Annotated in this window: 10 protein-coding genes; 4 read left to right on the forward strand and 6 right to left on the reverse strand. The window is 56.9% G+C overall.

Going from position 1 to position 13,735, the window contains the following annotated elements; all coding sequences use genetic code 11:
* Positions 1-92 precede the first annotated feature (92 nt).
* Both RRF56_RS22875 and RRF56_RS22880 read right to left on the reverse strand, forming a co-directional pair.
* Positions 93-923: a hypothetical protein gene (locus RRF56_RS22875; RefSeq protein ID WP_317035458.1), complete on the reverse strand. Its 831-nt coding sequence runs from the start codon at positions 921-923 to the stop codon at positions 93-95.
* An 833-nt stretch (positions 924-1,756) separates the two neighbouring features.
* Positions 1,757-2,281: an LptA/OstA family protein gene (locus RRF56_RS22880; RefSeq protein ID WP_317035459.1), complete on the reverse strand. Its 525-nt coding sequence runs from the start codon at positions 2,279-2,281 to the stop codon at positions 1,757-1,759.
* 228 nt (positions 2,282-2,509) lie between these two features.
* On the opposite strand from RRF56_RS22880, the gene RRF56_RS22885 reads away from it, so the two are divergent.
* Positions 2,510-3,559 carry a low specificity L-threonine aldolase gene (locus tag RRF56_RS22885; RefSeq protein ID WP_317035460.1) on the forward strand — a complete coding sequence of 350 codons (1,050 nt, stop codon included), beginning with the start codon at positions 2,510-2,512 and terminating at the stop codon, positions 3,557-3,559.
* 90 nt (positions 3,560-3,649) lie between these two features.
* Positions 3,650-4,654, forward strand: coding sequence for an NAD(P)-dependent alcohol dehydrogenase (locus tag RRF56_RS22890; protein WP_317035461.1), 1,005 nt, complete (start codon positions 3,650-3,652; stop codon positions 4,652-4,654).
* Positions 4,655-4,778: 124 nt separating this feature from the next.
* Here RRF56_RS22890 and RRF56_RS22895 read toward each other — a convergent pair whose 3' ends face one another.
* Together RRF56_RS22895 and RRF56_RS22900 are read right to left on the reverse strand one after the other, a co-directional pair.
* On the reverse strand, positions 4,779-5,333 hold the full coding sequence (locus RRF56_RS22895) for a plasmid pRiA4b ORF-3 family protein (protein ID WP_317035462.1): 555 nt from the start codon (positions 5,331-5,333) through the stop codon (positions 4,779-4,781).
* A 123-nt stretch (positions 5,334-5,456) separates the two neighbouring features.
* A complete protein-coding gene (locus tag RRF56_RS22900) occupies positions 5,457-5,795 on the reverse strand; it encodes a hypothetical protein (protein ID WP_317035463.1) in 339 nt (112 codons plus the stop codon).
* Between the two features lie 78 nt (positions 5,796-5,873).
* Between RRF56_RS22900 and RRF56_RS22905 the strand changes: the two genes are divergently transcribed.
* Together RRF56_RS22905 and leuS are read left to right on the forward strand one after the other, a co-directional pair.
* Positions 5,874-6,464, forward strand: coding sequence for a chromophore lyase CpcT/CpeT (locus tag RRF56_RS22905; RefSeq protein WP_317035464.1), 591 nt, complete (start codon positions 5,874-5,876; stop codon positions 6,462-6,464).
* 102 nt (positions 6,465-6,566) lie between these two features.
* A complete protein-coding gene (gene leuS / locus RRF56_RS22910) occupies positions 6,567-9,155 on the forward strand; it encodes a leucine--tRNA ligase (protein ID WP_317035465.1) in 2,589 nt (862 codons plus the stop codon).
* Positions 9,156-9,188: 33 nt separating this feature from the next.
* On the opposite strand, the gene RRF56_RS22915 is transcribed toward leuS, so the two are convergent.
* Both RRF56_RS22915 and RRF56_RS22920 read right to left on the reverse strand, forming a co-directional pair.
* Positions 9,189-10,412, reverse strand: coding sequence for an EAL domain-containing response regulator (locus RRF56_RS22915; protein WP_317035466.1), 1,224 nt, complete (start codon positions 10,410-10,412; stop codon positions 9,189-9,191).
* Positions 10,413-10,865: 453 nt separating this feature from the next.
* A complete protein-coding gene (locus tag RRF56_RS22920; protein ID WP_317035467.1) occupies positions 10,866-13,508 on the reverse strand; it encodes a PAS domain S-box protein in 2,643 nt (880 codons plus the stop codon).
* Positions 13,509-13,735: the final 227 nt, after the last annotated feature.

A 13,735-nucleotide genomic window follows, 5' to 3' on the forward strand; every position in this document is an offset into this window, starting at 1 on the left:
TGCTACAACCCGTGGTCTGCAACGGTTGTTTTAAAAACGACAGACTACCCCGTCATTCGTATCAGCGTTAGGCAGCTCAAGCATAGCAAACTCTAAAAGTACCAAATGCGGTAAGGGTAAATGCCAAACTCAAGCTGTAACAGCAGCCGGGGTTTTTGGTACGGTACGCTCCCTTTGTGTAGGCAGTAAGGATCTCCAGCAAAGCCTAGCCCCGCTGGCCCGGTCACCACATGGACGCGATCGCGTCCATAGGTTTCTAGCAGAACTTCATCATCAATAGCTGCACAGCCCTGACCGATCCACTGGTGGCCCAGCTGCCGATGGCGGTGAGTGCCTCTAATATAAGCATGGGGGCCTTCACCCTCCCCCACATCCGTGAGGTAAAAGAAAAATTTAACCGTTTTAAAGTCATTTATGTCGCAGTGATAAACTCGCGCCATATTGATCTTTTCAGTCAGTGTATTGGGAGCCGGAATTCCCCAAGCCAATTCGCCACGCAGGTAAACGGCTGGATGGTTGAGGTACTGGCTGGCCACAGCCAGTAGGTAAGGATCGGTTTTGAGTCTTTGATAGGCATTGCACGCCTCGTGGCTGTCTAAATAACTTGCTACCAGCAGCGGAGCATCTAGTTTTTGCTCACACTGCTCTCTATGTTTAATAAAAAAGGGCAGAGCCGGATTGCGATTGGTATAGCAAGGCATAGTCTCCGCGAAGGTGAGTAAATCTTGCAGAATACAATTTTGAAGCGCAAACCCAACGTAATACCCCTGGCTTTGCATAATTTCAGCTACTTGGGTAGGACTTTCTAAGGCACCACCCTCGGCTGCTTGAATTGCCGCCGCATCAATTGCCGCTGGAGCCCGGTAGCTGCCGCGATTGGCTACCCACTCCCGTACCACAATGAAGCGGGCCAACCAACTCATCGCTAAAAATCGAGGATCGCCCCGCAGAAGTCGCAGACTTGACTGAATCTTTCTAGTTAATTTAGCTAAAATGCTAACCCTAGGCACCGATTTTGATGGGCTTGGGAGACGTAAAAAGTGAGTAAGCATGTTGGCTTGAATGATGAAATTTTATTCAGAAATGATGAACAGGAACTAAGAAATTTATTTTTTGATGCACAACAATAGGGCAGATATCAGTAACATCTGCACAATTTAAAACTCATCCTGCGTTACTCAGGCCGCAGAAAAAACTCACCACAAAACAACGCCGAGCCTGCTTAGCCTTGTTTTGGCAGTTAAAATTTACAGACCTAAGCAGGTCCTAAAAAATGTTTTTTGGTGCAGATGCTCCTAGTTGGGATGCAGTTCTGGAAGCAATTATCCAGCCAATGAGCTAGGCGATAAATTTCAACTTAGCCAGGGAAACACCCAACGCACAGAAAACCTAAAGCGGTTTTATTGTGCTACGACATGTGTTGGCCTCATCATATCTGGGCTGGTTACTGCGATCGCCAACCTAGAAAGACCACTTTTCACAATATTCTTTATTTCCGAGGCCTGAATAAAGGCAAGATAAACTGAAACCTACCTTTAGGGGGATGACAACACACAAAATAGCCTACACAAACAACCTATGCAGCCTAGCACTGTGGTTGCCAGGGCTAAAGTGGCTCAGACCCCTCACCCGTAGACGCGTTTATGGGCACGCTAGCCCTTCACAGGCGCGATTCACCTGTGAAGGGCAGCTTTAGGGCTCAATCAAGCGCTTATGGGCAGAGGGTTAGCGCGTCAAGACAATTTAGATCATGTACTTAGGGCGCAGTCGGTTGGGGCGCAGGGGCAACCGGGCTGACATCAAGCACCGTAGGTGGACGGGGGGTAGGTGGGCGATCGGTAGTTCCTCCGTCCTGAGCGGGTCTAGGAGGGGCGGCGGGTAGCGTATAAACGGCCTCGACCTGAGCATTGGGGCGGGGGGTGGCCACAAAACGGTCTTCTTCAATGAGATAGGTCACGACCTCGGCCCGCAGTGTGTTGCCCTCCTGGGTGACAACAACGTTGCCGCTGAGCACAATGCGCTGCTCATTGCTGAAATAGTCGGCCTGGGCAGAGGTGGCCTGAATGCTGCGGCTAGGGTAGTCAATCTGCACATTGCCGCGAGCCGTGATGATGCCCGTGGCAGCATTAGCCTCTTGAATGTCCGATCGCAGCGTAATGCTACCGCCATCTTGGGCCTGGGCAGGTGCGCTCCCCAACGGAGCCAAGCTACCGCCGTTGAGGGCTACCAACACCCCCGCCGCTGCCGCCGTCAACCCAATCCAGCGCAACCCATCCGCCATAGCCCGATCCCCAATCCCGTTGTGGTCTAACGCTTTTGTAGCTCTCCAATCTTACTCCATCCCCCCGTCATCACCCTCGGCCCTGGCCCACTGCCAGATTCTGTCCACCTTGCCCCCTTACCTTGTTAAATCCGTTGATTTTCTGGAGCCGCTGCGCGTTGGCAAAGCCTGACAGACAGCGATCGCGCCCCAGGCTATCCTCAAAACACCCTTAACCCCATTGACGCTATGATCACTGCCCCACCGACCCCGCGCCCCATTCAGTTTGCCAGCGACAACTATTCTGGCATTTGCCCCGAGGCACTAGACTACCTGCTAACCGCGAATCAGGGGGATGTGCCTGCCTACGGCGATGACGAGTGGACCCAAAGCGCCACCGACAAATTTCGGGATATTTTTGAAACCGACTGCGACGTGTTTTTTGTTTTCAACGGCACGGCGGCCAACTCGCTCACCCTGGCGTCACTATGCCAGTCGTACCACAGCGTTATTTGCCACGAGCTGGCCCATGTGGAAACCGACGAGTGCGGTGCGCCCGAGTTTGCCAGCAACGGCTCGAAGCTGCTGCTGGCCCAGGGCGACAATGGCAAGCTTGACCCGACCCACGTAGAGCAGCTAATCACTAAGCGTACCGACATTCACTACCCCAAACCTAAGGTGATTAGCCTCACCCAGGCCACCGAAGTGGGCACCCTCTATACCGTCGATGAACTGGCGGCCCTCAGCGACCTGGCTCGCCGCTATGGCCTCAAAGTGCATATGGATGGGGCGCGCTTTGCCAACGCATTGGTGACCTCGGGCAAAACTCCAGCCGAACTTACCTGGCGGGCGGGCATTGATGTGCTGTGCTGCTGCGGCACCAAAAACGGCATGGGCATTGGCGAAGCCATTTTGTTTTTTGACAAAGCGCTGGCCGAAGATTTTGCCTACCGCTGCAAGCAGGCAGGGCAGCTGTGCTCCAAAATGCGGTTTATCTCGGCCCCTTGGCTGGGGCTGCTAGAAACCGGAGCCTGGCTGCGCAACGCTGCCCACGCCAACCGGATGGCCGCCTATCTAGAGCAGCAGCTTCAGGGAATTCCTGAGCTGAAAATGCTGTTTCCCCGCCAGGCCAATGGGGTGTTTGTGCAAATGCCCCAGGCTTTAACGGACGAGCTCTACCGCCGGGGCTGGAAGTTTTATACCTTTATTGGCACCGATGGAGCGCGGCTAATGTGCGCATGGAACACGACTACCGAGGCGATCGATGCGCTGGTGGCCGACATTCGAGATGCAGTTTAGAGGTGCGATCGCTGCCTAGGCTACACAAGCGACCTGGGAGATAGTGCCAATATCTGAAATCGCCCCAAAGAAATTGCCTTCAGAAAAACTATGCAAATCAATGCCCTAGCCGCGCTCGAACCCGGTGCCACGCTGCAACCCTTTAGCTTTGCAGCGGCACCGCTGAAGCCCTTCGATTGCGCCATTAAAGTGCTGGCCTGTGGCATTTGCCATTCTGACATTCACATGATCCACAACGACTGGGGCCTGTCGCGCTACCCGCTGGTGCCAGGCCATGAGGTGATCGGCGAGGTGGTTGAGACTGGCTCTCTAGTCACCCACTTGCAGCGGGGCGATCGCGTGGGTGTCGGGTGGCAGCAAGCCGCCTGCATGCACTGCCTAGATTGCTTGAGAGGCAACCACAACCTCTGCGATCAGGCTGAAGGGCTAATTGTCAGCGGCTATGGTGGCTTTGCCGATTACATGGTGGTCGATTCGCGCTTTGCGTTTACGTTGCCGTCGGGGGTCTCAGATGAGGCCGCCGGGCCAATTCTTTGCGGTGGGGTCACCGTTTATGCCGGGTTACGCAATGCGGGGATGACCTCGGGGCAAGAGATCGGCGTGATTGGCATCGGCGGCCTAGGCCATTTGGCCGTTCAGTTTGCCAGCCGCCTAGGCAATCGAGTGACCGTATTTACCACCTCCGCTGACAAGGCAGAGTTTGCCACCCAGTTGGGTGCCCATGAGGCCATTTTGGTGCCACCTGGGGGTTCTCCTCCTTTGCCAGCCAACAAGCTGAATATCATCATCAACACGGCCAACCAGGCCCTCGACTGGCTGGGCTACGTGAACTATCTCGACTCCAACGGCACCTTCGTGTTTGTGGGGATTCCCAATGAACCGCTGACCATTCCAATTACACCGCTGACCTCAAAACAGCGCCGCATCATGGGGTCTGAAATCGGCAGCCCCGCCGTGATTATGGAAATGCTCCAGGTGGTAGAGAAATTCGGCATTCAACCCCTGGTTGAAACGTTTCCGTTAGACCAGGTGAATGAGGTACTTCAGCGGGTGATAGACAACAAAGTTCGCTACCGGGCGGTGCTGATGGTATAAGCCGATAGGAGGGTTAACAGTTAGTCAAGCTGGTGCTGACGGAATCTGTGGTTTATATAGTGGGTTCACGGTCAACCGCGAACCGCGAACCGTGACCCCCACTGACCCGTCGTTTGGCAAACTACTAGCTGGTGGGTAACTGCGATCGCTCCTGCAAGCGCTGATTGGCGGCGGCCAGATCAAAGTATTCAGGGTCAAAGTCGTAGCCGACTTTTTGCCAGAGGGCATCGACTTCGTCAGGATCGCCGCTATCGCTGAGGCGATCGAGCAGATCGACATAGTCCCACACGCCCTGGCAAAATTCGGGCGGGCACTGGCGCTCTCCGGCGGTGCAGCGGGGCACCGCGCCTTGAGCAGAGTCAATCGATTCAAGGGTGACAGATTCGAGAGTAACCTTATGCAGCCAGCCTTGGGCTGGGGCGTAGGTATAGATCAGGCTGTCGCCGGGCTGGGTAAGCAGGGTAGAGAGGGTTCTTTCCTCACCATTTTTCAGACTTTGCCCTTGCCCTTTAATGACGTGATCGGCCTCCCCAGACCACCCCATCGCTGCCGCCAACACCTGGTGCAGCGCCTCCAAGGAGGCATCACCCCGAAGGCACACCTGTCGCCAGATCGGCGGATCGCTGTCGAGCAGTTCGATACGCAGGTCAAAGGTCTCAGCTGTGGGGTTAGTTGTCATCGCAAAGATTCCGTGGGGTAATTGAGTGGAAGCCAGATCTCGGCATTGTCTAAGCTGATCAGCGCGGGGTGAAGCAAAGTTGCAGAGCAGAGCGCCGTTGAAACGCGATCGCCCCGCCGCGAGTTATTCTCCCGCTCCAGTTTCAACCCGATAGTTCGTTTCTGGCCAGATCTCGTTGATCTCATCAGCCTGGTGGTGGGCGGCAAAGCGCTCCCAGATAATGCCGTTAACATCTTTATCCATTGAAAATGACTCAGCCTCGTCATCCTCCCAGCCTAGGTGGCGCAGCTGCCCCGGTGGCACTCCAGCCGCCTGACGAATTGAAAGATTGAGTTGGTCCGTCCGCCAAAGGGCATAAATTCCCTCGACCACCAGATCGGGATGGCAGCCCAAACGGACCGAATAATCGGCCACAGAGGCGGCAATGTCCTCAGTAGACAGAGCGATATGGAGCTTCTTCATGCCAGCATTCTCCCAGGGCGACACCGCCGACCCTGTAAACTAGGGTCAACCTTACCATGACGCTTTCTACACCCATCCATGACCCACGCCACCGATATTCACACCCTGGCCCGCTGGATGGCGGCAGACTTTAGTAATCAGCAACAGGCCTTCGACAACCCGCCCCTGTTTGCCCACATTCGCGTCTGCATGCGCCCCCTGCCCACCGAGACTTTAAATGGCCTAGGCTTCTACATTGAGCAAGCCTACGATTTTCAGATTAACCAGCCCTACCGGGCTCGCGGCATGCGGCTCAGCGCCCAGGGCGACCACATTTTAATTGAGAACTACACCCTGCCCCAGGGCGAAGCCTTTTACGGTGCGTCTCGTGACCTAGATCAGCTCGCCAAACTCACCCCCGACCACTTTGAGAAAACTCCTGGCTGCAACATGATCGTTCATTGGACCGGCCACAGCTTTAAGGGCGCGGTAGAACCGGGCAACGCCTGTATGGTCACCCGCAATGGCAAGCTCACCTACTTAGACAGTGAGTTTGAAATCGATGCCGACCAGTTCATCAGCTGGGACCGGGGCCGCGACCCGGAGACCAATGAGCATCTGTGGGGGTCGCTGGCAGGGCCGTTTATGTTTAAGCGCCGGGCCAGCTTTGCCGATGAAATTAAAGATTAGTGGACGCTGCGATCGCAGCATCCACTAATCTTTGCAATCCCCCTCCCACTCCCGTCTATCATGGGGAACATCGCAGCAGTGCAGCAGTAGGAGCCAGGGACGGTGGAGTCCAAATACAACCCCGCAGAGATCGAGCAGAAGTGGCAGCAGGTTTGGGCCGAGCAGGGGCTAGACAAAGCCATAGAAAACCCCGATCAGCCGAAGTTCTACGCCCTGTCGATGTTTCCGTACCCGTCAGGAAACCTGCACATGGGCCACGTGCGCAACTACACCATTACCGACGTGGTGGCGCGGGTGCGGCGCATGCAGGGCTACCGGGTGTTGCACCCCATGGGCTGGGATGCCTTTGGGTTGCCCGCCGAGAATGCGGCGATCGATCGCGGTGTTCACCCCGCCCAGTGGACCTACCAAAACATTGACCAGATGAGGGCGCAACTGCAAGAGCTGGGCCTCTCCTACGACTGGGATCGGGAGGTGGCCACCTGTGCGCCGGACTACTACCGCTGGACCCAGTGGATCTTTATTCAAATGTTGACGATGGGCCTGGCCTACCAGAAAGAGGCCGCAGTCAACTGGGACCCTATCGACCAGACAGTGCTGGCCAACGAACAGGTGGATAGCGAGGGTAAATCCTGGCGATCGGGTGCCCTGGTCGAGAAAAAACTGCTGCGCCAGTGGTTCCTCAAAATTACCGACTACGCTGAGGAGCTGCTGCAAGACCTAGACAAGCTGCCCGGCTGGCCCGAGCGGGTACGCACCATGCAGGCCAACTGGATTGGCAAATCGACTGGTGCTCAGGTCGTGTTTACCACCGAGGCGGGCGATGCCCTGCCGGTGTTTACTACCCGGCCTGACACCCTGTGGGGGGCTACCTTTATGGTGCTGTCGCCCGAGCATCCTTTGGTCGAAAAGCTGACCGCCCCCGATCGCGTCGCTGCCGTAGATGACTACCGCAAAGCCGCCGCCGCCAAGAGCGAGATCGATCGCACCGCCGAAGACCGCGAAAAAACCGGCGTGTGGACCGGTAGCTACGCCGTGAACCCCGTGAACGGGGCCAAAATCCCGATCTGGATTGCCGACTACGTGCTGATGGGTTATGGCACCGGGGCGATTATGGCGGTGCCCGCCCACGACCAGCGCGACTTTGAGTTTGCCCGCAAGTTTAATCTGCCGGTGACGGTGGTGGTACAGCCGGAGGGGGACACCCTCAATGGCGACACCATGACTACCGCCTGGGCGGGAGAAGGGGTGATGGTCAACTCTGGGCCCCTGGACGGAACCCCGGCTGGCAAGGGTGAGGGGCAGAGCGTGGCAGCGGCGATCGCCTGGCTAGAAGCCAACGAAAAGGGGCAGGGCGAGGCCAACTACCGCCTGCGCGACTGGCTAATCTCCCGCCAGCGCTACTGGGGAGTGCCAATTCCGGTGGTGCACTGCCCCGAGTGCGGCATTGTGCCCGTGCCCGATGAGCAGCTACCCGTCACCCTGCCCGAAGATGTAGAGTTTTCGGGGCGGGGTGCGTCGCCCTTGGCTCAGCTAGAGCACTGGGTAAATGTGCCTTGCCCGGCTTGTAACCGCCCTGCCCGGCGCGAAACCGACACCATGGACACGTTTATTGACTCGTCCTGGTACTTTTTGCGCTACACCGATGCAAAGAATCCCGAGCAAGCCTTTGACTCAATCAAGGCCAACGGCTGGATGCCCGTAGACCAGTATGTGGGCGGCATTGAGCACGCCATTTTGCACCTGCTGTACTCGCGGTTTATTACCAAGGTGCTGCGCGATCGCGGTCTGCTGTCCTGCGACGAACCCTTCCAGCGGCTGCTGACCCAGGGCATGGTGCAAAACACCGCCTACAAAAACCCAAAAACCGGCAGATACGTCGCCCCTGAGGATGTTGCTGATCCGACGAATCCAGTCGACCCTGACACCGGCGATACCCTGGAGGTGTTTTACGAAAAAATGTCGAAGTCGAAGTACAACGGCGTTGACCCCAAGGCGGTGCTGACCAAATACGGGGCCGACACCGCCCGCATGTTTATTCTCTTCAAAGCGCCCCCTGAGAAAGATCTGGAGTGGGACGACGCTGACGTGGAGGGGCAGTTCCGCTTTCTCAATCGGGTGTGGCGGCTGGTCACCGAATACATCAACACCGTAGGGGCGCACAGCCGTGCGCCCCTACCCGACTCCGCCGATCTCTCTAAGGACGAGAAAACCCTGCGTCGCGCCATTCATACTGCCATTCAGGCAATTACCGAAGACATCGACGGCGACTACCAGTTCAACACCGCCGTCTCGGAGCTAATGAAGCTCAGTAATGCGCTAACCGATTCTGCGGCCAAAGAGTCTCCAGTTTATACCGAGGGGGTGCGAGCCTTGGTGCTGCTGCTGGCTCCCTTTGCCCCCCATCTGGCCGATGAACTCTGGCACCAGCTGGGCAACGAAGACTCTATCCACCGTGCCCCCTGGCCCGTCTTTGACCCCACTGCCCTGGTCGTGGATGAGATTACTTTAGTGATCCAGATTATGGGCAAAACGCGCGGCACCTTGGAGGTCCCTGCCGACTCGGACAAAGCGGCCCTCGAAAAATATGCCCGCGAGTCAGAGGCGGCCCAGCGCTACCTGACGGGTAAAGAGATCAAAAAGGTGATTGTGGTACCGGGCAAGCTGGTCAATTTTGTAGTGGCGGGGTAACCCAGCGACCTGCTCGATTGAGTATTGACCGACCTAGCGTGAAGAGAGCCAGGTCCAAAGCACATCGCTCGCCATGGGGCGAGCGATGTGGTAGCCCTGGGCCAAATCGCAGCCAATTTCAGTTAGGTAGTCTAGGGTTTGAGCATCTTCGACGCCCTCAGCGGTGCAGCGTAGCCCCAGACTATGGCCCAGATCGACAATAAATTTCACCACCGTGCGTGACTCCTGAGAATTCATCGCCGTCATGACAAAGGATTTATCGACCTTAATTTCTGAAAACGGTAGCCGCACCAATTGCAACATTGACGAAAAGCCGGTGCCGAAGTCGTCAATGGACAGATGAAAGCCAATCATCCGCAGGCGAGTCAGTAGATCGAGGGAGGCTACAGGGTCATCCATAGCGCTGGTTTCGGTGAGTTCAAAAATTAGCCGGGTGGGGTCGAGGGCTTGGGCCTGGCATTGCTCATAGACCCGTTCAAACAGGGTGCCATTACCTAGAGTACGGGCCGAGATATTGACCGACAGCACGAGGCGATCGCAGGTTTCTGACCCCAGCCTGGCCCCGTTTGGCTTAGTCTGGCCACAGAATGACCTAAACCAGGCCAGCGCCTGATCAATCACCTGGTCTGTGAGGGGATCAATCAGATCGCAGCTTTCGGCCAGCGGAATAAAGCGCCCCGGCAGCAGCAGGCCATAGGTGGGATGCGCCCACCGCACTAGGGCCTCAAACCCCGCCAGTTCGCCAGTGGTGCATAGTACCTTGGGTTGGTAGGCCAGCACAAACTCCCGTCGGTCAAGGGCTTGCTCAAGGTCGGCTACGGTGAGCTCGGGGCATTGAAGGGGATCAGGGGCTGCTGCTGCGCTGGGTGGCTCAGGGGCACTGGCGGTATGACCTACCAACAGGTCTCGCAGTTGGGTCGGTGAAAAGGGCTTGGCCAACACCCCAACAATGTCGAGGCCGTGCTCGGCGGCTGAGCGTCCGGCAGCGTCGAGTACTCGACTACCTACGCCGCTGGTGATAATAATTCTGGCTCGGCACGACAGCTTAGCCAGCTTGGCCATCACCTGCAACCCATCCATGGCTGGCATGACTAGATCGAGGGCAATGTGGGTGGGCTGCCACTCGTGCAGCAGGCTGAAGAACCGGGTGGGGTCGGGGGTAAAGTGCACCTCTAGCCCAGCAAATTCGGCAATCCGCTGAATGGTTTCCCCGATCATGGGGTCGTCATCCAGAATTAGTAGGCGGCGATCGCTCATCCCTGCTCTATCTCCTCCCCATCACAATGATTCTTTTTCGCTCCCTGCTCCCCTATCTGCGGCCTAAGGGGTCACTGCCCCTATTCTGCTGCGGCCTGCTCGGTTCTGCCCAACTCTGCTTGCTCATCTAGCACATCACAAATTTTTGGGGCGGGTAGCACCAGCCCAGGGGGTGTGCTCAGCCGCTTTACCTAAGATGCTCAAGTCGTCCTTAGTTTGCCCTTAGTGTATAGTGAACTGTTTTGAATGCTCTTTGACTGACCCTAGGGCATGGAAAATTTAAGGCCGCAGTCTCTAGATGGCATCGCCCAACGATAGGCTGCCCATACCGTTGGCTACAACCCTCTAAGTTACTGCGGAAATTGCCCTGAAGCGATGGTGCGATCGCTGCCGCGACTGCCGCTACTGCCGCGACTGCCGCTACTGTGAGGCGATCGCGGCAAAAGAATGGCATCATGAATGGCGCTCTGCGGCTAGGGCAGCCCGAATTTTCAGCGAGAGTTCAGCTCGACCGTAGGGCTTAGTCAACAGGTGCACACCGGGGTCTAAGCGACCCTGGTGGACGATGGCATTTTCGGTATAGCCAGAGGTGTATAGCACCCGCAACTGGGGCCGCAGTTGTAGCGCCTGATCGGCTAGCTCGCGACCGCTCATGCCGCCAGGCATAACCACATCAGTAAACAAGAGGTCAATGTCGTCTCGCTGACGCAGAATGGCGAGGGCGGCGAGGCCATTGTCGGCGATCAGCACCCGATAGCCAAGCTCCGTTAGCTGGTCTTGGGCGTAACGGCGCACCAGATCATCGTCTTCGACTAGCAAAATTAGCTCTGCTCCACCACTCACCGCCCCGCCGGGTCGCTGGGGCTTTGCCTGATCTCCGCCCCAAAATCGAGGCAAATACATTCTTAAAGTGGTGCCCTGGCCGAGTTCTGAATAGACCTTAATATGGCCCCCAGACTGCTTAATGAAGCCATAGACCATGCTCAACCCTAGGCCGGTGCCTTTGCCCTTTTCTTTGGTGGTGAAAAAGGGCTCAAACACCCGCTCCATATGCTCGGGGGCAATGCCGGTGCCAGTATCTGACACCGCCACCATGACGTACTGCCCAGGCACCACCTCCATATGCTGATTGGCGTAGTCTTGGTTGAGGTGCATATTGGCGGTTTCGATCGTCAGGCGACCGCCTTGGACCATGGCATCGCGGGCGTTGAGGCAGAGATTGAGGAGGGCACTTTCGAGCTGCGATGGGTCGACTAGAGCAGGCCAGAGGCCTGCCCCCTGCACTACCTCGATTTCAATGTGTTCGCCCAGGGTGCGGCGCAGCAGCCCATCCATGTGGGCAATTAACTGGTTGACGTTGACTGCTTCGGGCTCAAGGGCCTGGCGGCGGGCAAAGGCCAGCAGTCGCTGGGTGAGGTCGGCCCCTCGTTTGGCAGCACTGCCAATCATCTCTGCTAGAGGGTGTAAGCGGGAGTCGGCCTCTAGCATTTCGCTGAGCAGCTCGGCGTTGCCCAAAATGACCGTGAGCAGATTGTTGAAGTCGTGGGCGATGCCGCCAGTCAGTTGGCCTACCGACTCAAGGCGTTGGGCCTGGCGCAGATGCTCTTCGATAGCCAATCGATCGCTAATATCTTGAAAATATACGGCTAACCCTTGCTCGGACGGATAGACCCGCGCCTCAAACCAGCAGTTTAAGGGCAGATAAAATTCTCGGAATTCCACCGATCGCCCCTGGTTCATAGCGTTCTCAAACTGCTGTTGAAAAGTGGTGCCAACAGCCTCGGGAAACTCATCCCACAGCGATTTGCCCAGCAACTCAGTTCGCTGGCGTCGCAAAAGCTGTTCGCCCTTGCGGTTAAGGAAGGTAAAATTCCACTGGCGATCGAGGGTAAAGAAAGCATCGGTGATGCTCTCTAAAATGGTGTTGAAGTGATCAGCCAGGTGACGGGCCTCCTGCTCTAGCTCCTTCTGTGCGTGAATGTCGGTGGCGGCACCATACCACTTAATAATCTGGCCGGCCTCATCGCGAATGGGTATGGCCTGCACTAGGTGCCAGCGGTAGGTGTCGTCGTAGCGGCGCAGTCGAAACTCAAAGGTATAGTGGTTGCCGGTCTGCACCGCCTCGGTCCATACGGCTAGGCAGGCATCGCGATCGTCGGGGTGCAGCAGGGTCAGCCAAATCTGACTCGGGTTAGGTTCGGGGTCTAAAATGCCGGTATAACGGTGCAGGGCCTGACTGGCGTAATCGAGCACGCCGGTAGCGTCAGCGGTCCAGACGATCAGGGGCATGGCGTCGGCCAACTGGCGAAACCGCTGCTCGCTGCGCTCGAGGGAAGCCTCGGCCTGCTTTTGATCGGTGATGTCTTGAAATGCTCCCTGCACAATGGTGATCTGGCCCTGGGCATTGCGGATGGGCTGGCCAATGGCGCGTACCCAAACCCGATTGCCTTGGGCGGTGATAATTTGCAGTTCTTCGTTGAACGGGATGCCCTGTTGGGCACAGGCGGTGAAGACTTCGGCAATGCGATCGCGGTACTCTGGGGCGTAGAAGTTTAGGCCTTGCTCCACGGTGGGCGAGAAGTCGGGGCCAACTTCATGGATGCGGCGGACCTCATCGGACCAAATGGAGATCGCTTCGGGCAACCGCACCAGCCAGCCCCCCATATGGCCCACCTCGCTAGCAATTTCGAGCAGGGTCTGCTGCGATCGCAGCGTGTCGTAGGTCTCGCTGAGCGCCCGTTGAGCCGCTTTGACCTGCTTCAGATAGCGCAAAACCATTAGCGTCAGGCCACCAGTGGTGACGATCGCCACCACTGAGAGCAGCCGATTGGCAAGGACGTAGGCGATCGGAAACCCGACGGGGGCGGGGGGCGAGATCCAAAAGCCCAACCCTGCTAACCCCACCGCTGCCGCCACTGTGCCCAGGACCCACCGCTCTCGCCGCGACAGTGCGGCCACCATCACCACCAACGGGTAGAGGGTGCCGTGGGCGAAACCCAAAGGCGTCAGGGCGTCGGTTGCAAAGACAACTACCAGACCAGCCAGGGTGACGATCTTGGCGAAGCGAGGCGCAATCCGAAGTATCCAATGGGTCATAGCCGTGGTGAAACAAGAAATCGCATTAGCTCACTCTGGGGTTGCAAAGGAGACTTTGAGTAGGCTAAAGCTGATCGCTGATCGCCACAAACCGGTGTGGTTATTTTATCTCGGCGATCGCTAGAGCTTTACAAATTCTCAGAGCTTTATCAATCCCCAACGTTGGCCCTCGGCAGCCGGGCTAGGGCTAACTCAACAGACTCTGACCATTGCACCAACCATGGCTC

Source organism: Nodosilinea sp. E11 (assembly GCF_032813545.1).
Taxonomy (GTDB): Bacteria; Cyanobacteriota; Cyanobacteriia; order Phormidesmidales; family Phormidesmidaceae; genus Nodosilinea.

Excerpts from the sequence above, each read along its gene's own strand:
- RRF56_RS22915 (WP_317035466.1), bottom strand. The coding sequence starts at position 10,412 with ATGAGCGATCGCCGCCTACTAATTCTGGATGACGACCCCATGATCGGG.
- RRF56_RS22875 (WP_317035458.1), bottom strand. The coding sequence starts at position 923 with ATGAGTTGGTTGGCCCGCTTCATTGTGGTACGGGAGTGGGTAGCCAAT.
- RRF56_RS22905 (WP_317035464.1), top strand. The coding sequence starts at position 5,874 with ATGACCCACGCCACCGATATTCACACCCTGGCCCGCTGGATGGCGGCA.
- RRF56_RS22900 (WP_317035463.1), bottom strand. The coding sequence starts at position 5,795 with ATGAAGAAGCTCCATATCGCTCTGTCTACTGAGGACATTGCCGCCTCT.
- RRF56_RS22890 (WP_317035461.1), top strand. The coding sequence starts at position 3,650 with ATGCAAATCAATGCCCTAGCCGCGCTCGAACCCGGTGCCACGCTGCAA.
- RRF56_RS22885 (WP_317035460.1), top strand. The coding sequence starts at position 2,510 with ATGATCACTGCCCCACCGACCCCGCGCCCCATTCAGTTTGCCAGCGAC.
- RRF56_RS22920 (WP_317035467.1), bottom strand. The coding sequence starts at position 13,508 with ATGACCCATTGGATACTTCGGATTGCGCCTCGCTTCGCCAAGATCGTC.
- RRF56_RS22895 (WP_317035462.1), bottom strand. The coding sequence starts at position 5,333 with ATGACAACTAACCCCACAGCTGAGACCTTTGACCTGCGTATCGAACTG.
- RRF56_RS22880 (WP_317035459.1), bottom strand. The coding sequence starts at position 2,281 with ATGGCGGATGGGTTGCGCTGGATTGGGTTGACGGCGGCAGCGGCGGGG.